Source organism: Dolichospermum heterosporum TAC447, assembly GCF_024584745.1.
Taxonomy (GTDB): domain Bacteria; phylum Cyanobacteriota; class Cyanobacteriia; order Cyanobacteriales; family Nostocaceae; genus Dolichospermum; species Dolichospermum heterosporum.
In genome coordinates this window covers 3047474-3074087 of the sequence record NZ_CP099464.1, presented here as the reverse complement: position 1 = coordinate 3074087, position 26614 = coordinate 3047474, and the positions used below count along the sequence as shown (strand labels likewise).

Annotated in this window: 22 protein-coding genes and 1 tRNA gene; 14 read left to right on the top strand and 9 right to left on the bottom strand. The window is 37.5% G+C overall.

Annotated features, from left to right (window positions below; translation table 11 throughout):
* Positions 1–305 precede the first annotated feature (305 nt).
* From NG743_RS13915 to NG743_RS13895, 5 genes are all read left to right on the top strand, one after another.
* A complete protein-coding gene (locus NG743_RS13915; RefSeq protein WP_035082568.1) occupies positions 306–887 on the top strand; it encodes a hypothetical protein in 582 nt (193 codons plus the stop codon).
* Positions 888–964: 77 nt separating this feature from the next.
* A complete protein-coding gene (locus tag NG743_RS13910) occupies positions 965–1216 on the top strand; it encodes a BolA family protein (RefSeq protein ID WP_027403345.1) in 252 nt (83 codons plus the stop codon).
* An 87-nt stretch (positions 1217–1303) separates the two neighbouring features.
* Positions 1304–1627, top strand: coding sequence for a Grx4 family monothiol glutaredoxin (gene grxD, locus NG743_RS13905; protein ID WP_027403344.1), 324 nt, complete (start codon positions 1304–1306; stop codon positions 1625–1627).
* Between the two features lie 69 nt (positions 1628–1696).
* Positions 1697–6001 carry an AAA domain-containing protein gene (locus NG743_RS13900; protein ID WP_257120271.1) on the top strand — a complete coding sequence of 1435 codons (4305 nt, stop codon included), beginning with the start codon at positions 1697–1699 and terminating at the stop codon, positions 5999–6001.
* On the top strand, positions 5979–6812 hold the full coding sequence (locus tag NG743_RS13895; protein ID WP_228043841.1) for a hypothetical protein: 834 nt from the start codon (positions 5979–5981) through the stop codon (positions 6810–6812). The genes NG743_RS13900 and NG743_RS13895 overlap by 23 nt, the downstream gene beginning before the upstream one ends.
* Before the next feature lie 107 nt (positions 6813–6919).
* On the opposite strand, the gene NG743_RS13890 is transcribed toward NG743_RS13895, so the two are convergent.
* The 3 genes from NG743_RS13890 to NG743_RS13880 all read right to left on the bottom strand — a co-directional run bounded on the left by NG743_RS13890 (position 6920) and on the right by NG743_RS13880 (position 10482).
* Positions 6920–8410 (bottom strand): MFS transporter, encoded by a 1491-nt coding sequence (locus NG743_RS13890; protein WP_051424374.1) that lies wholly within the window; start codon positions 8408–8410, stop codon positions 6920–6922.
* 88 nt (positions 8411–8498) lie between these two features.
* Positions 8499–9695, bottom strand: a complete 1197-nt coding sequence (locus NG743_RS13885) for a LeuA family protein (protein ID WP_193962953.1) — start codon at positions 9693–9695, stop codon at positions 8499–8501.
* 532 nt (positions 9696–10227) lie between these two features.
* Positions 10228–10482, bottom strand: coding sequence for a DUF6761 family protein (locus NG743_RS13880; RefSeq protein ID WP_027403340.1), 255 nt, complete (start codon positions 10480–10482; stop codon positions 10228–10230).
* Between the two features lie 1244 nt (positions 10483–11726).
* Here NG743_RS13880 and NG743_RS13875 point away from each other — a divergent pair.
* A complete protein-coding gene (locus NG743_RS13875) occupies positions 11727–12488 on the top strand; it encodes a response regulator transcription factor (RefSeq protein WP_027403339.1) in 762 nt (253 codons plus the stop codon).
* Positions 12489–12751: 263 nt separating this feature from the next.
* Here the strand turns inward: NG743_RS13875 and NG743_RS13870 are convergent, their stop codons facing one another.
* A complete protein-coding gene (locus NG743_RS13870) occupies positions 12752–13495 on the bottom strand; it encodes an ABC transporter ATP-binding protein (protein ID WP_257120270.1) in 744 nt (247 codons plus the stop codon).
* A 287-nt stretch (positions 13496–13782) separates the two neighbouring features.
* Between NG743_RS13870 and NG743_RS13865 the strand changes: the two genes are divergently transcribed.
* A complete protein-coding gene (locus NG743_RS13865) occupies positions 13783–15330 on the top strand; it encodes a protein kinase domain-containing protein (RefSeq protein ID WP_257120269.1) in 1548 nt (515 codons plus the stop codon).
* 182 nt (positions 15331–15512) lie between these two features.
* On the opposite strand, the gene NG743_RS13860 is transcribed toward NG743_RS13865, so the two are convergent.
* From NG743_RS13860 to yidD, 3 genes are all read right to left on the bottom strand, one after another.
* Positions 15513–15597: transfer RNA gene (locus NG743_RS13860), tRNA-Ser, on the bottom strand.
* A 54-nt stretch (positions 15598–15651) separates the two neighbouring features.
* Positions 15652–16371: a M15 family metallopeptidase gene (locus NG743_RS13855; RefSeq protein WP_027403336.1), complete on the bottom strand. Its 720-nt coding sequence runs from the start codon at positions 16369–16371 to the stop codon at positions 15652–15654.
* Between the two features lie 220 nt (positions 16372–16591).
* Positions 16592–16837, bottom strand: a complete 246-nt coding sequence (gene yidD, locus NG743_RS13850) for a membrane protein insertion efficiency factor YidD (protein WP_027403335.1) — start codon at positions 16835–16837, stop codon at positions 16592–16594.
* Positions 16838–16888: 51 nt separating this feature from the next.
* Between yidD and NG743_RS13845 the strand changes: the two genes are divergently transcribed.
* The 7 genes from NG743_RS13845 (at position 16889) to NG743_RS13815 (ending at position 24642) form a co-directional block, all read left to right on the top strand.
* Complete coding sequence (locus NG743_RS13845; protein ID WP_051424373.1) at positions 16889–17596, top strand: diacylglycerol/polyprenol kinase family protein; 708 nt, start codon at positions 16889–16891, stop codon at positions 17594–17596.
* A gap of 480 nt (positions 17597–18076) precedes the next feature.
* Positions 18077–18424, top strand: coding sequence for a CTB family bacteriocin (locus NG743_RS13840; RefSeq protein WP_228043991.1), 348 nt, complete (start codon positions 18077–18079; stop codon positions 18422–18424).
* Positions 18425–19166: 742 nt separating this feature from the next.
* Positions 19167–20675, top strand: a complete 1509-nt coding sequence (locus tag NG743_RS13835; RefSeq protein WP_027403332.1) for a beta-barrel domain-containing protein — start codon at positions 19167–19169, stop codon at positions 20673–20675.
* Between the two features lie 76 nt (positions 20676–20751).
* Entirely contained in the window at positions 20752–22920 is a 2169-nt protein-coding gene (locus NG743_RS13830; RefSeq protein WP_027403331.1) for a peptidase domain-containing ABC transporter, read from the top strand.
* Positions 22921–22991: 71 nt separating this feature from the next.
* Entirely contained in the window at positions 22992–23264 is a 273-nt protein-coding gene (locus NG743_RS13825; protein ID WP_027403330.1) for a hypothetical protein, read from the top strand.
* Positions 23265–23890: 626 nt separating this feature from the next.
* Positions 23891–24085 (top strand): hypothetical protein, encoded by a 195-nt coding sequence (locus NG743_RS13820; RefSeq protein WP_027403329.1) that lies wholly within the window; start codon positions 23891–23893, stop codon positions 24083–24085.
* Positions 24086–24462: 377 nt separating this feature from the next.
* Positions 24463–24642, top strand: coding sequence for a hypothetical protein (locus NG743_RS13815; protein ID WP_027403328.1), 180 nt, complete (start codon positions 24463–24465; stop codon positions 24640–24642).
* Positions 24643–24812: 170 nt separating this feature from the next.
* Here the strand turns inward: NG743_RS13815 and NG743_RS13810 are convergent, their stop codons facing one another.
* Together NG743_RS13810 and NG743_RS13805 are read right to left on the bottom strand one after the other, a co-directional pair.
* Entirely contained in the window at positions 24813–25706 is an 894-nt protein-coding gene (locus tag NG743_RS13810) for an alpha/beta fold hydrolase (protein WP_027403327.1), read from the bottom strand.
* A 63-nt stretch (positions 25707–25769) separates the two neighbouring features.
* Positions 25770–26330, bottom strand: coding sequence for a Uma2 family endonuclease (locus NG743_RS13805; RefSeq protein ID WP_027403326.1), 561 nt, complete (start codon positions 26328–26330; stop codon positions 25770–25772).
* Positions 26331–26614: the final 284 nt, after the last annotated feature.

The window sequence follows — 26614 nt, the reverse complement described above, 5'->3', positions numbered from 1 at the left end:
GATCGGAAAAAACTTCTGTTCTTCCCTCCCCCACCTCCCCCACCTCCCCTACCTCCCCCACCTCCCCACCTCCCCTACCTCCCCCACCTCCCCCACCTCCCCTACCTCCCCCACCTCCCCACCTCCCCCACCTCCCCCACCTCCCCCACCTCCCCCACCCCCTGTTCCATTCACAATGACATTGTGTAATTAATTCTGTCTCACTACTTAGTTATCAAGTAACTGACTTTATCTCTAGGACAAAGAGAGTTAAGATACCAAGGTTTACCAATTTTTTCTATAGAATTGTTGCCCTAATTAAACTCATGAATGCTGCTACCTTAATTCGCTTAACATCTTTATCACTCATAGTATCTTTGGGACTGCTATCACCTACCTATGCTGAAGGGAAAAAGGTATCCAATCCTATTAGTCAAGCCAAACCAAACCCAATTGATACAGATAAACCTAATACTCTTACTCCCACAGGAACAAGCAATAATCTTTTAAGTATAGAGGGGGGCGATCGCTTGATGAAAGAATCAACCGAAGCGGTTTCTAGTCAAAACTACGCCCTAGCAGCCAAAAAACTCCAAGAAGCCCGCCAAGTTTATAATCAATTATCAAGCTTTTACCAAGACCTCAACTCTAGTTTTGCCGGTATTGACATTCGCGCCGCCGATACCTACCGCAAAAATGCTTTAACAACTGCCCAAAAGCGAGATGAAGCCACCTATCAATTAGCCCTAGTACATCGAGCGCAAAATCAGCCAGAATTAGCCATACCTTTACTAGTACAAATCATCAAAAGTCAAAACCCCACCAGAGAACTAGGCACAAAAGCATACCAACAATTATTTGAACTAGGTTTTGTAGATGTCCCCTTTCCGCGTCAAGGTAAAAAATAATCGGCAAATGCTAACAGGCAACAGCCAACCGCTACATATCTGTTAATAATAGAGAAGTAAGTTTTTCAGGAATTGCGATGATGAGTCCGCAACAGGTAGAGACAATGATCAAGGCACAAATGCCAGATGCCCAAGTGCAAGTACAAGACTTGACAGGTGGTGGTGATCACTATCAGGTAACAGTAGTTTCATCGCAGTTTGCAGATAAGGGACTTGTGCAACAACACCAACTAGTTTATGGCGCATTGCAACAAGCCATGTCCAGCGAAGCTATTCATGCTTTAGCACTTAAAACCTACACTCCCGAAACTTGGCAAGCAACAAACTAATTTTAGATTTGGGATTTTGGATTCAGAAAACAAAATCTAAGATCGGATCAACTCTTGAATTTCAGTAACATAAGGAAATAACTAATCATGACCCCAGAACTTAAAGAAAGAATTGATACTTTGGTAGAAGAAAACAAAATTATGGTTTTCATGAAGGGCAATAAATTAATGCCCCAATGTGGTTTCTCTAATAACGTTGTCCAAATTCTCAATACATTAGGAGTTCCCTTTGAAACCCTTGACATACTTGCAGATCCAGAAATTCGTCAAGGCATCAAAGAGTATTCCAACTGGCCAACAATTCCCCAAGTATACGTTGCTGGTAAATTCATTGGCGGTTCTGATATTTTGATTGAAATGTACAACAAAGGTGAATTACAGGAAGTGGTAGAAGTAGCGATCGCTTCTTAATATCAACACAAGATAAAGATCCCCGACTTCTTAGAGAAGTCGGGGATCTGATTCCTTATTACAAAAACTATGAATAATAAAACGAAGATAGAAGATTGTGGTTATACATTCATAGGTTCAGCAGTTGATAATTTAGTTCGCCATTTTGAAGGTCAATCATCCCTACAATTATATCCTGACTTTCGAGAACGACGAGAACGTGCCAATGAATTATTATTTGATTTAGTTGGTAAACAACCAGGTTTATTTTATATTCGTCGTCAAGGAACAGGAAAAGAATCAGGAGAAGAGATTTGGGAACTAACTATAGCCACAGACCAAGATAACTTTCAACTCCCAAAAAAACTGAAACAGCTAGGAAAGACCCTAGCATTTAAAGCTGCTATTCGTCAAGATGGACATGGCGGATTTAAAATTTTATCAGCTTACTTACTACATGAATTGCGAGGAAATATTGATGGCTATGCCTTACCCTATTGGTTGCGACTAAGCCCAAATCATCAACATCGGTTGGATATTCCTAAACCATTATTGGCAAAAATAAAAAATATGCCAATTTGTGGAAATCATGTCCCCACCGAAGATCAACTTAAAGCCTGGAAAGCCTTTTTAAAAGTAGAAGAACGTATTGCTAAATCACGCCAATTTTGTGTATCTTTTCTGATTGCTAACAATAGCTCAAATTCTCGACAAATCGCTTTAGAGATTAAAGTTAATTCAGCTACGCTTAACGGTTCTGAAGAGAATATTTTAGGTGTGGAGAATTTCTGGGAACGGGTCAAAAAAGCCAAAAATCAGGAAGTCAACTTTCTCGATTCCGTACCGACAGATAAAAATCGTCGCCACAGTCGTCAATTAGGAACTATTGAAAAAATTGATCAAAAACATAATCTTATTCATATTCGCCTAGAACGAGAACTAATCGAATATATAGCCAAAGGTAATTATCAACTTCCCAATAAAGGCTACTTATTTTTTGATGCTGCTGGAGACATCAAACAAATCGAACGTAAAGAAAAAGCTCTAGAACAATTAAGACAAGGACGCACTCAAAATCCCTATTTAGGTAACTTTTTATTCGACGCTTCCCAAGCCAGACCAATTATCAAAAGGATTAAACTTAACTCAAAAGACTTATTATTATCCTCCGCAAATGCTGGACAAAAAGCCGCAGTTGAAAAAGTCCTGTCCGCAGAGGACTTAGTGCTAATTCAAGGACCACCAGGTACAGGGAAAACTACCGTAATTGCGGAAATTTGCTATCAGGTAGCTTTGCGTGGAGGACGGACATTAATTACCTCTCAAGCCAATTTAGCCGTTGATAACGCCCTCAGTCGCTTAGTACATAATCCCGTTATTCGCGCTATTAGGAAGGGACGAGCCGAAAAAGTTGGCGAAGAAGGACAGCCATTTTTAGAAGATCAAGTAATTGGTACATGGCTACAAAATACCGCCACTGACTGTGAAAATAATCTCAGTCAACGTCACGAAAATATCAGAATTATCAATCAATTATTACTATTATTACCACGATTCACAGACTATTTTCTGGCAGAAGCAGAAATAAATCAGCAACAGCATGAACTCAAAACCGAAAAACAAAATTTAGAAGCAGCTTATCAAAATCAACAGCTTGAATATCAGCAAACTTTAGTCAAGAAAAAAGAAATTGAATATTTAATTACTGGTTTAGAAAATATTCTCAAAAATTCCACAAATATAGACTGGGAATCTTCAGAAATTAACAATTTTTTACCACAAATTAAACCTTATACAGAAAATAACCAACAAGTAGAAGATTTTCGAGAAAATGTGCGTCAATCTATCAAATTTATTGAAGAACTTGGTTTTGTCCGTCCAGGTTTTGGCGCATTTGGGTTAGCAGTTTGGTTACAGGAAAATATCACAACTCATCTTTCTAGATTTAAACCAGGATTAAAAAATGCTAATGATGTAGGTTTAGCTATTTCCGAAGTAGCAAAATTAGTTTATATTTTCCAACAGCATTCTTTATCCTTGGAGAAATTAGAAACAGATTATCAAAAATTTAATAACCAAAACGATTTACAGCCAACAATCCAAATTTGGGAAAATCGCAAACGGGAAATTGATTATATTATTGAAGCTGTTGTTGAATGGAAATCTACAGCTAACAACAACTTGTATCAAGTCTTAAAAGAATGTCAACAATCTAATTTAGTTTTAACAGAAAATATGGTAGATTTACCATTAGGTCTATTGATGTTTGCTAAGACATTAAAATTAACTATTGTTCCTAAAAACTATCAAATCAGTTTACCAGATTGGGGAGTATTAACAAAAGCCATAGCTTATGAAATAGAAGGTAATTTTATAGATAGAAAAGGTAAAAAACATGATTTTAGTTATTTTTTGCAGCAAAGTTTTAGTCAAATTCCGATAGTATTATCAAAACCCGATCAAATTCAATGGCAAACAACCTATCAAAAACTCCAAAATTATCAACTCCTCAATCCTAAACAGCGAAAATTGCTAGTTGAAAATACTCAAGTCTTTTTAATTAGATTGGAAAAAACATACAGTAATTCCTTTGAATGGAACAATGTTGAAGCTACTCTTACCCGCATTACCCAAGAATTACTAGATATTATCTTAGTTCATGCCCGTCAATGTGTTTTAAGAGTTAAAACTGAAGCTGAACAACAATTACAAATTTTAAACCAGCAATTTCAAGAACTTCCGCAAAATGCAATTTCTTCAGAACAAATATCTGAAGCTAAATCTCAGGTAAGAAAAAGCAAAGAAGCTGCTAATTTAAACCTGGCAGAAGTTATTCATAACTTACAATTACTTCATAAACAGCAAAATATCCCTGCGCCATTAAGGATTATAGCAGAAAAATATCTGACTAGACAAGCAAATATTTGGGAACAACCGCAGGAGTTTTCCCAGCAAGTCAAATTTTGGGAAAATCGCGTCAATGAAATGGAAACTCTGATTTCCTCATTAGCACCTTTTACTATTTTAGCAACAATTAAAGACTCTTTAAATCAGGAGTTCATAAATTTGCAAGCAGAAGCTGATATTTATCAACAAGAAATTGCAGAATTACACATAAAAATAGCTGATTTAGAACAGAAATCACAATTACAGTTATCAGATAGTTTAATTAGCGAACGGAATTGGTGGCAGTCAATTTGGCAAACAATCCCAGATAAACTCAAACCAGAATTATCTAATGATAATTTATTTGACTCAGACTCTTTATGCAGTATTCAAAATAAATTTAAGTCATGGAAACGACAGCTAAAAAGTGAAGAAAATTATCTGCAAAAATATCAAAACTTTGTGCAAGATTGGGTTGCAAAACTTCGTAAACCTTCAGAACAAGATAGTAAAGATTTAAGGGGAATCTATTTAGATAATGCTAACGTTGTTGGTATTACTTGCGTTCAAGCGGCAAATTATAATTTCTCAGAAGAATTTCAATCTTTTGATGTTGTGATTATTGATGAAGTTAGTAAATGCACTCCTCCAGAATTGCTAATTCCGGCTTTGAAAGGTAAAAAATTAGTCATGGTAGGAGATCATCGGCAATTACCACCTATGCTTGATACTAGCACTGTGGAAGAAGTGGCGAAAACAATGGGTAATACCAGAGAAGAATTGCAATTTTTAGAAGAGTCATTATTTAAAAGTCAGTTTGAAACCGCCGATAAAAGCATTAAAAAAATGCTGAATACTCAATATCGAATGCACCCGATGATTATGGGCGCAATTAATCAATTTTATCATGGTAAATTGGAATGTGGGATTTTAGAACCTGATACAAAACGCGCTCATAATTTAGCAGGGGAAATTATTCAACCTGACAATCATTTATGTTGGGTAAAAATGCCCAGAGAAAATGAATTTCAAGAAGAACGAAGTGGAACTTCATTTTTGAATACTAAAGAAATTGATGTGATTGAAAGTATCTGTCATCAATTTGAGCAGGTTTGGGTGAATAAAGTTGCAAATGGAGAACCAAGAAAAGAAATAGCTGTAATTACATTTTATGGCGCTCAATTACGAAAAATTGATGAACGGTTGCAATCTGAACTTTTCCCTTCTTTACAAATCAGAACAGGTACAGTTGATAGATTTCAAGGTATGGAAAGACCAGTAGTAATTGTCAGTATGGTGCGGAATAATCCTCAAGGAGATGTGGGATTTGCAAATAAACCAGAACGGGTAAACGTAGCTTTTTCTCGCGCTCAGGAATTATTGGTAATTGTCGGTTGTCACGATTTATTTACCGCTAAACCCGGTACAGTGGGTAATATGTATTCTGAAGTTGCCAACACTGTTAATTATCATGGAGGTTTTATTGATGTTTCCTGCTTCTGTAGTTAAACAGATTGATGAAAATCTAAAATATATAGTTGAGAAAATTGAAACTGAAAATTCTGGTTTGTTAGTTTTAGCTGCGCGTAAATTTGGCTATACAGTAACTCAAAATTTCTTAGAATTAACTATTAAAGAATCTCGCAAATTTAACGTCTTAGAAGAGTTTATTATTCGTGCTGGTATGGAGTTTAATCCCCCACCTACCGCTAATGATTTAGCCTCTATCTTAGGACTAGATTCTGTATTTGTTAAAAGCACTATTGCTAATCTGCAATCTTTACAAACTCTAGCAGATACATCTCAAATTACTGTCACAGCAGAGGGGAGTTTATTCTATGCACAGGGTTCTGTACCTAAACCTCCATACTCTATGCAAATTTATGCAATTACTGATAATTTAGCCGGGAAAATTACATTTCAATATGAGTCATTAGAAGATATTGTAATTAAGCAACCAGACTTAGCAGAATTTGTGAATATAGAAGCGAAAATTACCGCAATTTCCAGGCTAAAACTTGCAGAGATGCAGGACATTATTCAATCTTGCCATTTACCTCTTCATGTCCCCACAGAAGGTAAATTTGTGACTGATTTTAAGGTGAAAGGTAGTACACAAACTATTGGGAGAAATATATCGCTATTTGTGGTTTTTGATGAAAATCTAAATAAATTAAACATCGAAATCAGAAGTGGTCAGGAAATTTTAGAAGCTGCTACCAAGAAGATTGAAGAATTATACAATGACAAAAAGATATCCCTAGAAGAATTGTGTCAATTATCTGAGGAAACCATCCATTTAAAATCCAATCCAGATTAGTGACTTCTTAAATAAGTAGGTTGGCGTTGAAAATTGTCGTTGGGGTAAGGGAACAGGATTTGGGCGATTTTACGTTTCTTTACACAGTTTGGTTTTATTGTGTTCACCTACTTATCTAGATCAGAAATGAGTTTTTTCATTGATACTCGCTTTTGTTCAATCCACCATAAATAAATTGCAAATACTGTAGAAATAACTAAGAGAATAGTAATGAAGCGAAAAGTAACTTGTGTACCTAAAATTAATGATGCAACAGGTGCATTAGTGATATTAATATTTGTGTTTAGTTGAGTATTGTTAAGAGTCACAAATGAAAATATAGCTCCCACTAATGGCACACTTATAGTTTGTCCTAATATTCGTGACAAGGATAATAAACCCGAAGCAATCCCTAAACTATCTTGTGGTGCTGCTCCCATAATGGCGCTATTGTTGGGAGATTGAAACATTCCTATACCCAACCCATAGGGAATAATTGCAATTATATAATTGATTATCGTTAATTCTGCGTTAAATGTGCTGATTAAAAAGCAGCCAATAGCCATTAATAATAATCCTGTTATGCTAATAATCCGTGAGCCAAATTTATCAGAAAGCGTCCCAGCCATAGGTGCGGTTAAAACAATAATAATCGGTGGAATTGCTAATAGAAAACCAGCTTTACTAGTAGGATATTGTTTGACTAGTTTGAAAAAGAAAGGGAGGATAAAGATTGATCCGGCAATCACGAAGTTACCTATAAACCGCAATCCTAAACCTAAGCTTAAGTCTAAAGATTTAAAAATTTTCCAATCTAAAATAGGGGTGACAGTCCGCATTTCTATGAAGATGAAAAAAGCTAAACTAATCATAGATAAAAATAGTAAAGCTAGAATGATATTTAAGTCATGATTCTGTTCTTCTAATAAGGTTATTGCCAATATAAAGCAAGTTAATATAAATGTGATAACTATAGTTCCTATGATATCAAACTGTTGTTTTTCTCCATTAACAACAGAAGGAGGGACAAAATAAGCCATAATTAAAATCCCTATAATCCCAATTGGCACATTAATAAAGAAAATTAAAGGCCAATCTCCGATACTAACTAATAAACCTCCTATTGTTGGTCCTAACATCATTCCTAAACCAAATACTCCAGCGCGAATACCTAAACCCAACCCTCGTTCTTCCACTGGGAAAGCTTCTACAATCATCGCTGTTCCTAGTCCTGAGATAAATGCAGCCCCTACTCCTTGAATGGCACGAAAAGCTATTAAAAAGCCTATATTTGGGGCAAGTCCACATAGCAAAGAACTAATTGTAAACACTATCATACCGATAATGTACAATTTCTTTTTACTCCATATATCGCCTAATTTAGAAGCACTCAAAACAAAAATAGATATTGCTAATAGGTAACTCAATACTACCCATTGACTATTTGCAAAGGTTGTATGTAGTGATTCTAGCATTATTGGTAGAGCTAGATTAACTATATAAACATCTAAGGAAAAGATAAATACACCAATACTAACGCTCAGTATAGTCCACCATTTTGTAGATGGGTTGATTTCAGTTCTGAGACAATTAAATTCAGGTTCTTGAGTTTTTAACATTATTATATATCAGGAGTCAAAAAGAAGAGAAAAGAAGCAGCAGGAATAATTAAGACAAAATAAGCAAGGGTGAACTTAATTCCTAAACTCAAACAGACAAATTACAAATATCGTTCCCAAATGGATGTGTTGCTACACTAAATTTTTCTATAATTTTCGGTAGTTCTGCTTCGATATCAATGGGAGTTCCTCTTTTGGCAATTACTTTAATCTCTTGGAGAATTTTATCTACAAGGTCTTTATTTTCAGCTAGTTCTCCTTGACCAATTTGCTTCAAAGCCAGTTGTACAGCAGTATATCCTGATTGCATCCCTAATGCCAAGCTGCTTTTTTTGCCAAGAATATGCGGATTTAAACTTTGATAAAGTTCCTCATTTTTGGCTACAGCTTTAACATGAACTCCAGCATAGTGGGTAAAGGCATTTTTTCCGGTGATAGCTTGATGGGGAGGAATGGGAATATGAGAATGCTGACTCACGAATTTATATAACTCTTCTAGACAGTTGAGTTGCCATTTTTTTTCTTTTTCACCCATATCTATTAAATTGATTAATAGTTCAGCTAAATCAACAATTCCTGCTCTTTCTCCTAATCCCATTGTGGCTACATCAATAATGTCTGCGCCTCCTCTATAGGCATCTAAGGCATTGGCTAAAGCTAAACCTTTATCATTATGACAATGCACCTCTATCTGTGGATATAAACCACGATTTCCTAATTCTTCTTTTAGGGTTTTGACATAAAAATACATACTACGCTGGGGATGGAAAGGTGTGGAGTAGCCAGTTGTATCTGCTATACTAATGATATTCACTCCTGCTTTGACTGCGGCAGTGGCTGCGGCAATGACATTTTCTATAGGCGATCGCACTGTATCTTCTGCTGTATATCTAATTAATAAGTCATGCTTCTGTTCTTTGGCAAAAGTAACTACTTCAATAATCTTTTCAATTGCTACATCTAAATCAATATTATAATCTTGTTCTAATCGCTTTTTAGAAACACTAAAAAATATCCCTAAAAAATCAATACCACAATCTAAAGCTTTTTGCACATGATCTATTTTACAAAGGGAATGAGCGCCTATTTTCGCCTTAAGTCCTGCTTGAGAAATGCGCGTGATAGCTAAAGCTATTTCTCGATCTACTGCGGGATTACCCACTTCAATAATATCAACTCCTATCTGATCTAAAAACTGGGCAATTATCATTTTTTTGTCTGGAGAAAAATAAACTCCAGGAGTTTGTTCTCCTTCTCTTAAAGTAGAGTCAAGAATTTGCAACATATTTACCCTAAGTTTCAACCTATTCAATGTCAATTTTACTCAAGAATATTCGTAAAGTGTAGTCTATTAATGCTCATATAAGTAGTGGGACAGAATTGATTACACAATGTCATGGCATGAGCGTTGCGTGGCGTTAGCCATATGGAACGAAGTGAAATGAAACAATCGCCAGGGTTGTGATTGCTTCCCTTCCCTCCCAATGACTGTAAGTAGGTGAACACAATAAAACCAAACTGTGTAAAGAAATGTAAAATCGCCCAAACCCTCTTCACTCTTGCCTCTTGCATGAGTGCCTTTTGCCTTGCCATAACGACAATTTTCAACGCCAACCTACTTAATGTATGGTTAATAATCTTCTAAATTGACAAATAAACAAAAAAATTCCCCTTAGTGATGTACAACTAAGGGGGCTTGATTTCATATTAATTGCAGTATTTCCCAAATTTAATCCCCTATACCCCATCGACCAAGGCAAAAATCGTGCTATGATCATCGGCGGTAGTAGGCTAGTTAGCAAAATCGGATAGTACCTTTAATAGTAGCCATGTTGTTTTTCGGGTTCTGGTTGAACCATTGCGAAGTTAGATACATCATGCAAATAACGGCTGGCTTCTTCTTCTAAGCGATGAATCCAATATGGTTCGATAATGTTACTATGTCGAAGTGCGGCTAGGTATCCATCCAAATACATCCGCATATCATTCATACGATAACCGCGATTCCATAATTCGACGAAGGCGTCGGTAAGTCTTTGGTAACAGCGGATGGTTTGTGTGTCTTGGAGCATAACTGCTGTATTAATCTCTTTGCGATGAGAATTGTAGATGATGATTCACGCTTAATGAAGTATCACTTCCCTCTTCTGTATTAACTTATAAGTTAATATTTTCACCTTGGGTGAGACCCCCCAGCAGCTAAAAACTTAATTAGATCCTACGCCAAAAAATTGGAAATATGCTGATTTTGTAAGGTATTTTTACGATTTTTTGTCAGGATTTTGATCTGATAGCTTGAGTTTAGCTATCTATTTGTAACCACAAGGGTAATTTATTTTTATCCAATTTTTTAGACGTTGTTCACTGGGAATACAAATCTAGCCATTAGTGGATAAATCTGTAAAATCAAGTTTTAGAATTTACTAGTAGTTTCCGAGCTAAATAACAACCTGTCTCTACCTTTGGTTATAATCGGGTGTGATTTTTGTGCTACTCCCTTTGGTAAATGATTGTCCTATTGAGTTTACCATATCTCTTAAGGAGTAGGACAGATTGCTAAAAATAAACTTTAATGATATGGGGTAGGAGTCAGGAATTACTCGATTTGGGATTTTGGATTGATTCCGCCCTCAAGTGTAGAGCTTGAAAATTTGGGATTAACGTTAGCGAAGCCTCCGCAGCGCAGCGAGGATTTTTCCGTCCTCAGGGACGGGGATTTGTACCAAATTTTTTTCATCTAAAATCCAAAATTCCCGGTCAGAAGTCAGAGGTCAGCACTTCGACTTCGCTCAGTGACCAGTAGTTCGTCAAATTTATTTTGACGGGCAATGATCGGAAAAAACTTCTGTTCTTCCCTCCCCCACCTCCCCTACCTCCCCTACCTCCCCTACCTCCCCCACCTCCCCCACCTCCCCCACCTCCCCACCTCCCCCACCTCCCCCACCTCCCCCACCTCCCCTGCCCCTGCCCCCTGCCCCCTGCCCCTGCCCCCTGCCCCCTGCCCCTGCCCCCTGCCCCTGCCCCCTGCCCCCTGCCCCCGTCATTTTCGGCTTGACAGACTACTAGTGGTCTATCGCTACAATTAATAGAAAAGTAATTTTATTTACCTATTACCGTTGTCAAATGGATATAATGTAAACGTAATAAAAATTTAATAAAGCTACTAGCTTGGCTGTAAATAACGTAAAAAATAAATTTTCTGCAAGGTTTTTGAGGAAAATGTGAAGAATATGTCTATTGAAGTAACAAAAACTACAAAACCTTAACCATGAGATTGTTAATTTGAGATTCATCAACGCTAAGGGGTCTTACCACTGTGGGTTCGGTTTGTATAGAAATTGTTGAGGGGAATCCCCATCTGAGGTCGTTGTTGGGTTGGCACTTGCAACAACTAGAATACCGAGTTCATCAAGCTGCCAGTATTTATCAAGCAAAAGAAGTGTTTATCAGCCATCAACCCACTCTAGTCATTCTAGATGCGGATTTATCGGATGGTGATGGGGTCGAGTTTTGCCGCTGGTTACATCGTCAACAACAGCCTTTAATTCTTATGCTATCTGCTCGTACAAATGAAGCCGATATTGTGACGGGATTAAAAGCGGGGGCGGATGATTATTTAAGCAAACCTTTTGGAATGCAGGAATTTTTGGCTAGGGTTGAGGCAATTATCCGCCGTAACCGGACACCTACTGCACCAGCCTATTTAGATTATGGCAGTTTGCAAATTGATTTAGTTCAGCGTCGGGTGCGGTTTCAAGGGGAGTTTATTGATTTAACGCCCCAGGAGTTCAGCTTATTATACGTTTTAGCACAAGCTGGAGGAGTGCCTTTAAGTAGATCGGAATTATTACGTCGTGCTTGGCCTGATGCTATTGATAATCCACGCACCATTGATACTCATGTTTTATCGTTGCGGAAAAAGGTGGAACTTGATCCACGTCAACCCAGTTTAATTCAAACTATCCGCAATGTGGGATACAGATTTAACATGGAAATCTTGAATGTTAATGTTCCACAAACACAAACAAAATTACCAAGAGAAAGATTTACTAATCAAATTCCTGTACTAACTAAGTAATTGGACAAAAATATTTACAGTCATTGCGAAGGAAGGGAAGCAATCACAGCCCTTGGAATTGCTTCATTTCACTTTGTTCCATATGGCTAACGCCAGGCAACGCTTACGCAATGACATTGTGTAATTAATTCTGTCTCACTACTTACTCAAAGTTCATGAGTTACAGCAATTCTCGTTCTTATGAAATACAACGGAGGGCGCAGACCCTGCGCCCCTACGAGTTCTGCGATAAAAAACTGTACCTCATAACATCAGAATGTGCTTTAAGTCCATTCTGCTAGTGCTTGAGTTTCGGCTTGAATTAAGCTGGTTGCTAAGTTACTCCAATCTATCTCAGCAGCAGGTTGATTGACTACTAATTGACCTTGTTGAAGATGTAAGAGGTGGGTACAAAATGCTTGAGCTAAATCTATTTGGCGATTTACCATCAGAATTGCCGAGGAATGGGGTTGATTTAGGTGAGTTAGTATATTGATTAAGTGAGTGGATGTGGGAGTATCTAAGGCTGATGTAGGCTCATCTAGAAGTAAAATCTGGGGTTCGGTAACTAGGGCGCGAGCGATCGCAATTAACTGTCTTTGTCCAGCAGCAAGTTGCACCTCAGTTCGTCCTAACCATTGTTCAGGAATTTGCAGTTGTTCTTGCCAATAACTGACTTGTTCCTGAATCTTTTGCTTTGGTAGACCGCGCAGAACTAAAGGATAAGCCAAGGCTTCGCCAACTGTCATCCCCAATAACTTAGATTCTTGTTGGACAAGCATTACCTGTTGACGGAGTTGGATAACGGGTATTTGCCGATATTCCTGATTTTGAAGATAAATTTTGCCGCTCGTGGGTTCATTTAAACGGTTGATGAGGCGTAATAAAGAAGTTTTCCCAGCGCCGGATGTACCGACAATGGCTAGGCGATCGCCCGGTGATATCCTGAAGGAAATATCCTGTAAAATTGGGTATTGGTGTTGATGCTGTAACCGCCGATAAAAATTAACAGATTCTAGCCTCAGCATAGGGAATAGGTAACAATTAACAATTATTTTGATACAGCAGATTGGGTAGTTAGAAGTTACAAAATCTGGTGCTGCTGATTAAGGGTATGAATTTTAGTCTCATACAAAGGCGCAATCACGCTTCGTGATCTCGAAGAGTAGACGCACTGAGGTTTGAGTTTTAAAGGTTCAATTTGGGAATTTCATACCTCAATTCAGCAACACCCAAAATCTAAAACCCTTGCCATAATAGATGGGAATGATATAACCCAATTAATTATCTGCTTATTTAAGACTGAAAAAACCCTATGTTAGCAGGAACAATTTTGCAGAATGGAAAATATACCATCCTCCAGGAAATAGGGCGGGGCGGATTTGGTGTTACCTTCAAAGCTATGCACCACTATTTAAATCAAGAAGTGGTGATGAAAACTATCAATGAAAGGTTGCGGCAACATCCCGATTTTCCCAAATTTCAGCGCCAATTTCAAGATGAAGCCAGGAGATTAGCCGCTTGTATTCATCCTCATATTGTCCGAGTCAGCGACTTTTTTGAAGAAAACAGTTTACCTTACATGGTAATGGAATACATTCGCGGAGACACTTTAGGTGCAGCATTTGTTTTACCAGGAATCCCCTTACCAGAAGCTACAGCCATTCATTATATCCGCCAAATAGGCGCAGCCTTGCAGGTAGTGCATGATAACGGGTTGCTACACAGAGACATTAAACCAGATAATATTATCTTGCGTCAAGGAACTCAGGAAGTAGTGCTAATTGATTTTGGCATTGCCAGAGAATTTAATAATGGGGCAAAACAGACACATACAGGCTTAGTCAGCGAGGGATATGCACCCATTGAACAGTATTTAACTCAAGCACGGCGCACCGCAGCCACAGATGTTTATGGGTTAGCAGCAACCCTCTATGCACTCTTGACAGCACAAGTTCCCATACCTGCATTATTGCGTGACCGAGAACAAATGCCTTCTCCTCGTGAATTACAACCTCATCTGAGTGCGGCTGTTAATCAAGCAGTTAGCCGAGGAATGGCTGTAGAACCACAATTTCGCCCCACCACAGTAGCAGAATGGCTGCAACTTTTACCAGGAAATAGGTTGGCTGTCACATCACCAAGTTTACCTACCCAAGCAATCCCCACCATTAATTTATCGCATTTAAAATCAGAATATTCACCTAAAAAAGCTACTTTTCATCCTCTGTCCACACCATCAAAAATCGCTAACATTGGCAAAAAAACAGGTATACCCAAGGGAGTTATTAGCATTAGTATTGCCTTGGTTGCAGCTACAGCAGGTTTTAGCATGACGCGGATATTATCAAAACCCAATTTACAATCATCACCTAAACCATCTTTTGCACAATCTACTTATCAACCTATTCTACCTAAACCTGTTGTGGAAATATCACCATCATCTGCAAATCAAAAACTTCAAAATTCCTCATTCAATCAATCTGTACCATTACCTCGTTTGCGGAGAAAACGTAAGAATATTCGCGTTTCTCCAGAACCAATTCCTACTAGCGATTCTCAAGAAACAACGGCTGAGAATCAGAACTCTCAACCCACACCAAATCCCGACAATACCACCAAGAAATCAACACCGGTTGTGACTTCCTCACCATCCTTAATGGATACCCTGCGCGATTCTAAAGAATCCCAAAAAGCTTCTCCACCTCCAGAAAATACAGCACCAGAACCTCGTCCCGTAGTGACTCCACCCCAGGAATCTCAACCAGAAAATTCTTCGGGTGTGGTAGTTCCCATTGTGGAAACCAAGCAAAACCCAGCACCGGAAATTCAGCAACGAAAGGAAGAAAAGCCGCAGTTATAACTTGAAGAAGGAGTCAGGAGTCAGGAGTCAGAATCAATCAGTCGGGGATTGGGACTCGCAAATGAATTGTTGCACCACAAAATCTACGATTTAGTGGTAGTCTTAAACCCGGTTATTTATTCGCCACTCTTACAGAACCCATTCAGCAGTTCTGACTCCTGAATTCTGTTCGATAAATTCAACGGAGAGGGGGGGATTTGAACCCCCGTTGAGTTTCCCCAAAACGCATTTCGAGTGCGTCACCATCAACCACTCGGACACCTCTCCAACATAAACTATGAAGTTTTGCTTCACTAGTAGCGTCTACTATTATAACACAACCTATGGAAAATTCCTGGATGGATCTGAATTTAATCTTCCATAACGTGCTGTCATCACAGTTTCGGGATGAGATTGATTATATAACCAAGCCCACATTTGATCACCAAAGGAGAAATGCCACCATTCTCTAGGATTGCGTTGAAATCCAGCTTTTAACATGATATCCCGTAAGAGTTGACGGTTAGCATCATATTCTTGATGACTATGAGTATAATATTCTGGATGGGAGCGATCGGACATTTCATCAATAGGTGAACCCATATCTAGAACTTCCCCAAGATCATTGACTAGAGTAATATCTACCGCAGCCCCCGTACTGTGGGGAGGAGGGGTTTTCATATCCAAACTGGGTACAGCCCAAATTTCATAAACCACCTTCCATACATCTTCCCGTTGCTGGGGTGATAATTCCTTTTCTGTCAAACCCCGTTCTCGCAACGCTTCCCCAAAGCTGTAATCTACCATAAACTGCTGCACAGCCACAGGACGATAAGCATCAAATATTTGAATATACCAATTAGGACATAGTAACTGTAAATTATTTTGCGCCTGAATCAAATTTTCGACAACACTTTGGCGCAAATAATAAGGTGAATGTCCGCCGTAGTTAGCACCTAACTTTTGATAAGGGTGAGGAGATTCCACCGCAAACAATTCTAGAGGAATCTTAACTAAAGGTTCACCACATTCAATAATGGGGATTTGGTAATAAGGTCGCATTTTAAGTAGGTTAGCAGTACTGTTAAAAAGCTGGATTTTTTTATTTATTTTAAATGACTATAAAGTATTATACAACTAGCGATAAGATCCCTGACTTCTTTTATTTATTGTGTCCACAAATTATAAATCAATGTCAGAAGTCGGGGATCTTGCTATAGCTAAATACTTACTTGGTTTCAACAAAGCATCCGTGTAATCCAGTAATCCCTTAAATCCGTGATCACTCTTCATGTTCACAACAAGATTTTGCTTTCGCATCTGGAACAGGATCATAACCTCCTGGATGAAAAGGGTGACAGCGTAAAATCCGCATGATAGCCATCCAACCACCCCGAAATACCCCAAACCGTTCAATAGCTTGAATCGCATACATAGAACAAGTAGGTTGAAAGCGACAAGTAGGGGGAAATAGGGGAGAAATAAATAAGCGATAACCCTGAATTAGCCAAATCAATAATATTTCCATATCCAAATCCCATAAAGTAGAATTAAAGTTAAAAATACCCCTATTCCCTCATTGTTTAACACATTCATCAGCTTAGAAACTCTTTCCCCATTGTCGCTGTCAATTGCCACCGCTGCGGCTTGGGTAGGATTAATTATCTGCATTGCTTGGGTAGTTAGCCGTTTTACTGATAGCGAACCAGAAATCATTCGTAAAATCGTGCATATTGGCACAGGTAATGTGATTTTAATTGCTTGGTGGTTAGATATTCCTGCTTATGTGGGAATTATAGCGGCAGTTTTTGCGAGTATCATCACCTTATTATCTTATCAATTCCCCATTCTTCCTGGTATTAATAGTGTTGGTCGTCAAAGTTTGGGAACATTTTTCTATGCTGTGAGTATTGGTGTTTTAGTAGGTGTTTTTTGGCATTTACACCAACCGCAATATGCTGTTTTAGGAATTATGACTATGGCTTGGGGAGATGGATTAGCTGCTTTAATTGGGAAACGGTTTGGCAAACATAAATATATAGTTTTCGGTTCTCAAAAAAGCTGGGAAGGTTCTTTAACAGTGACTTTAATCAGTTATTTGATTTGTGTAACCATTTTACTTGTTACCCAAGGTAGTATTTGGCAAACCTGGATAGTTTCTTTAATTGTTGCCTCAATCGCTACGATTTTAGAAGCTTTTTCTTTTCTGGGAATAGATAATTTAACAGTTCCTATCGGTAGTGCCACCTGTGCCTATTTATTGAATCAGTTACTAATTAATTCCTGATATAGCCAAAATGATATTTATAAAATTAGAGATAAGTAGGTTGGTGTTGAAAATTGTCGTTATGGCAAGGCAAAAGGCAAGAGGCAAGAGGCAAGAGTGAAGAGGGTTTGGGCGATTTTACATTTCTTTACACAGTTTGGTTCTATTGTGTTCACCTACTTATCTAAAAATATAGATATTTAATTTTTTGTTGATTGTCAAACTTAACGAATATATATATATTCAGAGTTCTCTGGAAAAACAAAAAATAAATACTATGCAGAATCATGCAGGTTTTATTGAACTAGAATTTATCTTTATTATTAATAATACTATTTTAATAATTAAAACCTATTTTGTCTCTACTTTTAGAGGTAAATTTGCAAACTTTACTTTCTACCCGTAGGTTTATGAATTATTAGGCAACAATGCTTATAGTTGAGTTGTTAGGTGATGAAACACCTAATTTTGTAAGTGAGGCTAATAATTGTGTTAAATCAAATGGACGCATCCGATTTGATTGTTGCTTTATCTGATCAGCAGCAAGAAATAGTGACTGGTGGGGCTGACTTTGAACTAGCTTCTAGTAACTATGCTAACAAGGGATCGCTTTTAATGGGATCAAGCGTCTCCGGTCCTCAAGGTAGCAGTGCTACTTCCGCAGGTAAGTCTAATACCATTCTAACTGCGGGACAAGATTTCTTAGGCTTAGGTGCAGAACCCCCCAGCACCGTCGGGGCTTTAGGTCCAGCGGTGCTACCAGGTGATGGAACAGCAACAACGACTGTACCCGCAGTTCCCATTCCTCCAGTTGCTAGTGGAGTTGGATCTCTAGGGATTCTTGCGTAGATATGGGCTAGTCAGCCTATAAATTACCTAATCTTGAACCAGGAGTGAACTAGTGCGGCGGAGTGGGATGGAAAATTGAAACATAAAAACTTAAAAAGCAACTTGCACCAGCTTTTTGTGAGTTTTTAATGGTTAGTTATTCCCACCACTCTGCACGGCTAGTACCGCAAGGCGGAAGTCAAAAGTCAAAAGTCAAAAGTCAAAATGAAGACAGTATAGGCTTTTGGAGGATTTAAGTAGGTGAACACAATAAAACCAAACTGTGTAAAGAAACGTAAAATCGTCTAAACCCTCTTCACTCTTGCCTCTTGCCTCTTGCCTTTTGCCTTGCCATAACGACAATTTTCAACACCCACCTACTTAGAATGGTTGGTTTATTTACGCCAACCTGTACTAGTCAACACTTTTTGCGAGAACAAAAGGGGGTAAGGGAAATGATAAAAGCTTGCTCAATGTAAGTGAGGACTTTGAGAAAGTTTGAGCTTTTCCCTACTTCTTCTTAATGCTTGATCTGCGTTAAAGATTTGAGAAAGCAATTTCCACAGCTATGGAAGAACTATCTCTACCCCCTTCACTAGATTATAACCTATCATCCAATTATTTTTCACGATGTGAACACAGAAATTTGCTTGTTTTTATTCCTAATAATTTATTACCTGAGATAGTTGATGTTTGATTGCATCATATTAGCAATTTCTATCTTAGATCAGACTATTTTAGCCCTCATAGAAGGTGTAATACCGTGAATTCCTTACAGAGTCAAGATAATAATTCTTGGTATAACTTCAATAATCCAACTACAGAAGATTTGCATATACTAGAAACTAATGAGTTTCTCCCCCATATTGGTAAATGGATTCATCTTGGTGGGGGAGTGATGATTGCGATGTTTGTAGTTGCTGTGAGTCTCACATCTGTTCTCTATTACAACATCACAGTTAAAGTTCCTGCAACTATCCGACCATTGGGAGAATTACGGTTAGTTGAATCTGCAATGACGGGAACTATTAAAAAAATTGTAGCTAAAGAAGATCAGGTAGTAAGCAAGGGAGAAATAATTGCTTATCTTGATGACTCCCAACTCCAATCTCAGAAAAAACAACTGCAAAATACTATTCAGCAAAGTCAATTACAACTTCTTCAAATTGATGCTCAAATTAATCAAATCAATACTCAAATAATTGCTCAGACTAACTTAAATGACCGTACCATTATGGCTGCACAGGCCGAATTAACTGGCACTGAACGCAACTATAAAGATCAGCAAATTAAAACCGGTGCGGAAATGACACAAGCTAAAGTAGCTATAAATTTAGCAAAGGAGCAACTAGCAAGATTACAAAAAGAAAAGGTATTAATAGCCACTGTGGAAGAAGCAGAAGCAGGTTTAAAGTTGGCTATATTACAGCGCGATCGCTTGCAGAATATAGCTCAATCGGGAGCAATAGCTCAGAATTTAGTCGAGGAAAAAGAACAGGCTGTTAAGTCTGCTCAAGCCAAATTAGAACAAGCCAAATCTAGTTCTAAAAATCTCCAAGAAGAAAAAGAACAAGCTGTTAAATTAGCACAAATAAACATACAAAAAGCAAAAATTGGCATTAATCCCAGTAATGCAAGTGTAACAGTAGCTTTGGAAAGAATTAGGCAAGAAAAAGCCAGGGGTGAGGGCAATTTAGCAGCTTTAAAAAAAGAACGGGAACTATTAATCCAGCAACGTCTAGAACTGCAAAAACAACAAATTCGCACTCGTCAAGAATTACTACAACTAGAAAATGAGTTGAATAAAAGTGTAATTCGCTCCCCAACAAATGGCACCCTAATGCAACTCAAACTCCGCAACTCTGGACAGGTTGTACAACTTAGTGAGGCTCTTGCTCAAATTGCTCCTGTGGATGCCCCTTTAATCATCAAAGCTCACGTTTGGGCTAAAGATATTGACAAAATAAAAACCGGTCAAGCAGTACAAATGCAGGTTTCATCTTGTCCCTATCCAGACTATGGAACTCTTAAAGGAACTGTAAAAACAATTGCACCAGATGTTCTAGCAACTACACAAAATAACTCTATTATCAGCACCCCCCAGGTAGCTACTTACGAAATCAATATTGAACCACAAAGTCTATTTTTAGGAAAAGGTAATCATTTATGTTATCTCAAATCTGGCATGGAAGGACGTGCTGATATTATTTCTCGTCAAGAAACTGTACTACAATTCATCCTCAGAAAAAGCAAATTAATCACCAATTCATAAATTAAATTGTAGACAGAATTAAGCAATAATTCAAGCCAATACAAGCGTTAATCAACCTAAGTTCTTCTGGATAATTATGTTTAATATCTTCAAACCTCATGAGAATTATCAATGTGTTTTACAGTTAAGTGAAGAAGACTGTGGAGCAGCTTGTTTAGTTTCTATTACCAAACACTATGGACGCTTTTTAAGTATGATTAAAAGTCGAGAAGCTGTTGGTACTGGACAATTAGGAACAACATTATTAGGGTTAAAAAGAGGTTCAGAAAATCTTGGTTTTAATGCTAGAGCCGTCAAAGCTTCTCCAGAAATTGTAGACAGAATTACAGAAATTACATTACCTGCAATTATCCATTGGCAAGGCTATCATTGGGTTGTTTTATATGGTAAAAAGGGAAAAAAATACGTTATTGCTGATCCGGCTGTGGGAATTCGTTATCTGACAAAAGAAGAATTAATCAATGCTTGGGATGGGGTAATGCTCTTATTAGAGCCAGATCCAGACCGCTTTTTTGAACAACCCCAAGAAGAATCAAAAGGTGGAATAACGCGCTTTTTTCGCCGGCTTTTACCCTATCGTGGCTTACTAGCTCAGGTTTTAATGATTAATATTGTCCTGGGTTTACTAGCTTTAGGAACTCCGGTTTTGATTCAATTATTAACAGATGATGTTCTCGTGCGTGGAGATGTACAATTACTTACTGTTGTCGTTTCCGCTGTTGTTGTTATGAGTTTATTTGGCGGAGGATTGCAAGTATTTCAAGCCTTAATGATTTCTCATTTTGGACAAAGATTACAACTAGGTTTAGTTCTAGAATTTGGTCGTAAACTTCTCCAATTACCATTAAATTATTATGAATCCCGTCGAAGTGGAGAAATTACTAGCCGACTGCGAGATATCGGCGAAATTAATCAATTAGTATCACAGATTGTGATTGTTTTACCTAGCCAATTTTTTATCGCTGTAATTTCTTTTGGCTTAATGTTATTTTATAGTTGGCAATTAACAATAGCCGTTTTATTTGTTGCTGGTTGCATGACTTTATCTACCTTACCTTTCTTACCCATTCTCCAACAAAAAACCCGCAGTCTTTTAGTCTTAGGAGCAGAAAATCAAGGTGTTTTAGTAGAAACATTTAAAGGCGCACAGGTAATTAAAACTACAAATGCTGCTCCTCAATTTTGGGATGAATTTCAAAGTCGGTTTGGTCGTTTAGCTAATCTGGCTTTTAGCACGGTGCAAATAGCAATTATTAACGGGACTATTGCTAAAATTATCTCTACAATTGGTGGTGTTATCTTACTAGGCTTTGGAAGTATGTTAGTAATTCAAGGCAATTTAAGCATCGGTCAAATGTTAGCTTTTAATGCTTTACAAGTAAATGTTGTAGGTCTAATTAACTCATTAGTTGGCTTTGTTGATGAATATTTTCGTTCCCAAACAGCAGTTTCTCGATTGTTAGAAGTTATTGATGCCACACCAGAAGTAGTTGGAGGAAGTCAAAAACCAACTGCACAAATTTCTAGTGTGGCAGATATTAATTGTTCTCATCTCCAATTTCATCACGCAGGTAGAGTTGACTTATTAGATGATTTTTCTCTTCAGCTTCCTGGGGGAAAAGTCATTGCCTTAATTGGTAAATCTGGTTGTGGTAAAAGCACCTTAGCTAAATTATTAGCTGGGTTATATGTACCAGATTCTGGGAATATCCGCATCGGCTTTTTTAATATCCAAGATATTGCTTTAGATTGTTACCGACAACAAGTAGTTTATGTTCCCCAAGAACCTCATTTTTGGAGTCGGACAATTTTGGAGAACTTCCGTTTAGGTACACCTAATATTTCTTTTGAAGACATAGTTCAAGCTTGTGATATTGCTGATGCTGATGGTTTTATTAGTCAATTACCTAATAAATATCAAACCGTATTAGGGGAGTTTGGGGCGAATCTTTCTGGGGGACAAAGACAAAGATTAGCGATCGCTCGCGGAATTCTCACAAATCCACCTATACTAATTTTAGATGAAGCTACCGCCGGATTAGACCCTATGAGTGAAGCTAATGTTTTAGATCGGCTTTTGAAATATCGCAGAGGTAAAACCACAATTTTAATTACCCATCGTCCCAGCGTTATCCACCGGGCTGATTGGATTGTTCTCATAGAAAAAGGTCAAGTCCAAATTCAAGGAACTCCTGATACTTTCTTATCAAAACCCGGAGAGCATTTACAGTTTTTAACCGTATAAATAAATATTTTTAAAGTTCTTATTTCCCTATCACTCAACTTAAACTAGTTACTTATCTAAGGAGTAATAATATGCTGAAAAATACTCAATTAAATCACCATCAATTATTTAGATATCTTGATGATACAGAGCAAGAATCTCTTGTTGGTGGGCAAATTTTACCCATGTTAGGTTTATTCACTGATGGTAAATTATTCTTCCAAAAAACCGATCTGGAAACTGAGGGACAAAATGATTTAACTCTCGCTTCAGGTGATTCTACTTCACAAACTACTAAATATAAATTATCCCAAATAACCATAGCACTTTCTTTCACATTTGGATTGCTAAGTAGGTGGATGTGAAATAACCAAAATGTGTAACGATATGTAAATTCACCTCAATGGGTTATTGTCGTTGAGTTTTAGCCATTTCAAAAAACGAAATATATTTTGATTTTCCTCCGCCCACCTACTTAACAATTAGTTCTAGCGGTGATAAATTGAGTAACTTATTACCAGATTTTCTCCATAACTTCCTTTGACAAAATAGATTAAGAGAACTCCACAAAAAAGATGATTCAATTTTGTGGGATAGGCATCTTGCCTGTCCTTGTATTATTGGCAGGCAAGATGCCTATCCCACAAGAAAAGTTTCTCAATATAATTTTGGTTGCAAATCAAAATTATGTATTATCAGGTATGTTACTCTGTCGCCAACGCAGCCTAAGTAGTTTTTTGAGAACCAAACTAGATTGCTATATTTTGTCTAAATAGAACTATAACTCAAGAGTAATTTAAGCTATATAAACCTATGACTAAGGGGGCATTTTTTTCTAATTATTAATAGTTATAAAAGAAGTATAGGCAACATTCACTTATTCATAAATTGAGGCTAATAATCATGTTGAATAAAAAACATGAAATCTGATTTTATCGTGAAGTTGTCAGCAAATTAAAACCGGAAATAATTCAACTAAGTGAGGCTTATAATGTTAAATCAAGATAATAAATCTACGTTGCTTGTAGAACTATCAGCAGAAGAACAACAACTTTTATCTGGGGGATGTTACCAGTCACTCCCTCCCTGTTGTTGTAAACCTAAAAAATGTGGTAAAGACTATCCAAAATATGATCGACCTACACCTTATTTCAGAGAAGATAGCTATCCTGAGCGTAACGACTAGTGTGATAGTTCATACTCTTCCTAAATAGGCAAAATATCTAACTGGACTATTTTTGATAGTCTTAGGGTTTCAATTTTGTAATTATAGGGTGAGGAGAAATTTTCAGATAGATTGCTTGATATCAAACATTAGCAGTATCTTATGCCAAAATTCTGGCTTAATTTTCTCCTCCTTCCTTTTTTATCATCAGGCTTTAAATAAAATTGCATGAGTCTATCTCTAGTTATATAATAAGTTGATTTATTGGCATCAAATGATATAAGTTATCAAATAATATTTCTAACCATAGAATCATTAAATTGATCAGAAATATCTTTATAAAAGTAAACATGGTTGTACAAAACCTAGCAAAAAATTAATTGAGGTTAACAATTATTATGTCAAACCAAAATATTCCATCTCAAAATATCCCATTTGATTTAGTTGTAGAACTATCCGTAGAAGAACAGCAACTTCTATCTGGTGGTCATGGTGGCTGGCATGGTGGCTGGCATGGTGGCCGGCGTGGTGGTCGGCATGGTGGCTGGCGTGGTCATCGTCGCCACGGATGGTGGTAAGTTAGCCTAGGCTACAAAATCAGTCTTAATAGTTTAAAGTTAATTTCTCTGAATTTGCTTTTTTTCTGTACTAGTGCCGCTGGGCGTAAATCAATCAACCATTAAAAATTTCTGAAAAGCTTGTGTAATCAGCTTTTTTTTATTTTTAATAGTTGATTTTTAATTCCGCCCTACGGTACTAGTAGTTCACCAATCCAATCAAGTAAAATTGGATTTACCAACTCAGGAGCTTCATCTTGAGGACAATGTCCTACACCTTCTAAAGGAATAAACTTTTGAACTTGGGGGAAATTGGCTAACTCTCTACCTAAATTAATAGGTTCCCAAGGGTCAGCCGTTCCCCATAAAATAATGACTGGACAAGATATTATAGGTAATAAGTCTTCCGCTAAAGGACCACTAGAATAAGCAGTAAAAGCTAAAAATACAGCCGCAGCCCCAGGATCTTTTGCCGGTGTCATCAAAATATCTACTAACTCATCTGTCACCGTTTCGCCCTTAGCATAGGCTTGTAAAAGAATATTTTTAACTGTTGGTGGTTGAGCTAGACGATTAAAAAAGAAATTACCTACTGGTTTAATTGCTAGAAAGTTTTGTAAAATTGGTGTACCAAATCGCTTAATCCAAGGTAAGCTTGGACGTTTACGATCATGTAATAACCGCAAAGAACAGTTAAGCAAAGCAGTTCCCAACGCCATATCCGGGTTAATTACCGCCGCTTGCATAGCGACAATACAACCAATAGAATTACCTACCAAAAATGCAGGTTCACCCACCACTTCCCGACAAAAATCTGCTACTTGTTGTCCCCAAGTTTCTAAGGTATAGGTAATTTCTCCTGGCTTGGGTTTAGCTGAACCCCCAAAACCAATTAAATCAATTGCATAAACTCGGCAATTTGCGGCTAAAGCTGGAATATTTTTGCGCCAGTGTCCCCAGGATGCACCAAATCCATGTATCAGAATTACAGCGGGTCCTGTCTTCCCTTGAGTTTGGTAACAAATAGGAAAATCTTGCCAAGTCCAGATTTTTGTAGAGGTAAATGCCTTTGTATCAGCTTGCATGGTAAATATTATAATGATACAGTAGAATTCAGGAGTCAGGAGTAAAACTGGCTTTAATAATCATCAACCAAAACTCAACCAACCAAAAATTTCTTTAACTGTCAATTCCAAATTTATATTTGCCAAAATTGGTAACTTATCATCACCTTCATATATTTCTATTTTTTGTCCAGGAAATACAGCTAATACACTTTCTTCTTCGGGATTTAATAACCAACCTAATTCAGTTCCATGTCGAGAACAATGTAATAATTTAGTTAATATTTTTTTCTGTGGTTGTTCAGGAGAAAGAATTTCTATTACCCAATCAGGATGAATTTCAAAGCGGTTAGCAATTCTCCCTGATTCAGTTTTAGGAATTCTTTCCCACCGGAACACCGCAATATCAGGCACAATGGTACTACCACCAAAAGTACAGCGTAGTTCTGGGAAGGCATAAGCAATCTTGGGTGTTTCCGCTACTTGATTGATATTAGTACAAAATTTAATCTGTAAACGACTGTGTTCACCTTGTGGCATGGCTTTTTGCAGGATTTCCCCATTAATAAATTCTGATGCTGGTTTAGTTTCTGGTAACTTGAGAAAATCTTCTAGTGTAATTTGGCGTTCAGTGGCTATAGTCATAATTGGTAACTAGAAAGCATAGTTTTATTATATTGTCGGAAATTTGGGTCACGATTTTATTGATTTTGGTTATAGCGGTATGCACTTGAATGAGATACAGAATTTACCTAAAAAACCATACACCGAAGGACTTTTAACTCTGTTCCCTGTTCCCTGCTCCCTGCTATATTGCTTTGGGGATGATATAGAGTAAAGTCAAGATACGCACAAGATTTATCACGATATAAATACTTATTTTTATATTTTCTCAAAAATACCGCTTTCATACGTATATCATACAACTC

Coding starts and splice junctions, on each gene's coding strand:
- NG743_RS13915 (WP_035082568.1), top strand. CDS start 306: ATGAATGCTGCTACCTTAATTCGCTTAACATCTTTATCACTCATAGTA.
- NG743_RS13910 (WP_027403345.1), top strand. CDS start 965: ATGATGAGTCCGCAACAGGTAGAGACAATGATCAAGGCACAAATGCCA.
- grxD (WP_027403344.1), top strand. CDS start 1,304: ATGACCCCAGAACTTAAAGAAAGAATTGATACTTTGGTAGAAGAAAAC.
- NG743_RS13900 (WP_257120271.1), top strand. CDS start 1,697: ATGAATAATAAAACGAAGATAGAAGATTGTGGTTATACATTCATAGGT.
- NG743_RS13895 (WP_228043841.1), top strand. CDS start 5,979: ATGTTTCCTGCTTCTGTAGTTAAACAGATTGATGAAAATCTAAAATAT.
- NG743_RS13890 (WP_051424374.1), bottom strand. CDS start 8,410: ATGTTAAAAACTCAAGAACCTGAATTTAATTGTCTCAGAACTGAAATC.
- NG743_RS13885 (WP_193962953.1), bottom strand. CDS start 9,695: ATGTTGCAAATTCTTGACTCTACTTTAAGAGAAGGAGAACAAACTCCT.
- NG743_RS13880 (WP_027403340.1), bottom strand. CDS start 10,482: ATGCTCCAAGACACACAAACCATCCGCTGTTACCAAAGACTTACCGAC.
- NG743_RS13870 (WP_257120270.1), bottom strand. CDS start 13,495: ATGCTGAGGCTAGAATCTGTTAATTTTTATCGGCGGTTACAGCATCAA.
- NG743_RS13865 (WP_257120269.1), top strand. CDS start 13,783: ATGTTAGCAGGAACAATTTTGCAGAATGGAAAATATACCATCCTCCAG.
- NG743_RS13855 (WP_027403336.1), bottom strand. CDS start 16,371: ATGCGACCTTATTACCAAATCCCCATTATTGAATGTGGTGAACCTTTA.
- yidD (WP_027403335.1), bottom strand. CDS start 16,837: ATGGAAATATTATTGATTTGGCTAATTCAGGGTTATCGCTTATTTATT.
- NG743_RS13840 (WP_228043991.1), top strand. CDS start 18,077: ATGGACGCATCCGATTTGATTGTTGCTTTATCTGATCAGCAGCAAGAA.
- NG743_RS13830 (WP_027403331.1), top strand. CDS start 20,752: ATGTTTAATATCTTCAAACCTCATGAGAATTATCAATGTGTTTTACAG.
- NG743_RS13825 (WP_027403330.1), top strand. CDS start 22,992: ATGCTGAAAAATACTCAATTAAATCACCATCAATTATTTAGATATCTT.
- NG743_RS13820 (WP_027403329.1), top strand. CDS start 23,891: ATGTTAAATCAAGATAATAAATCTACGTTGCTTGTAGAACTATCAGCA.
- NG743_RS13815 (WP_027403328.1), top strand. CDS start 24,463: ATGTCAAACCAAAATATTCCATCTCAAAATATCCCATTTGATTTAGTT.
- NG743_RS13810 (WP_027403327.1), bottom strand. CDS start 25,706: ATGCAAGCTGATACAAAGGCATTTACCTCTACAAAAATCTGGACTTGG.
- NG743_RS13805 (WP_027403326.1), bottom strand. CDS start 26,330: ATGACTATAGCCACTGAACGCCAAATTACACTAGAAGATTTTCTCAAG.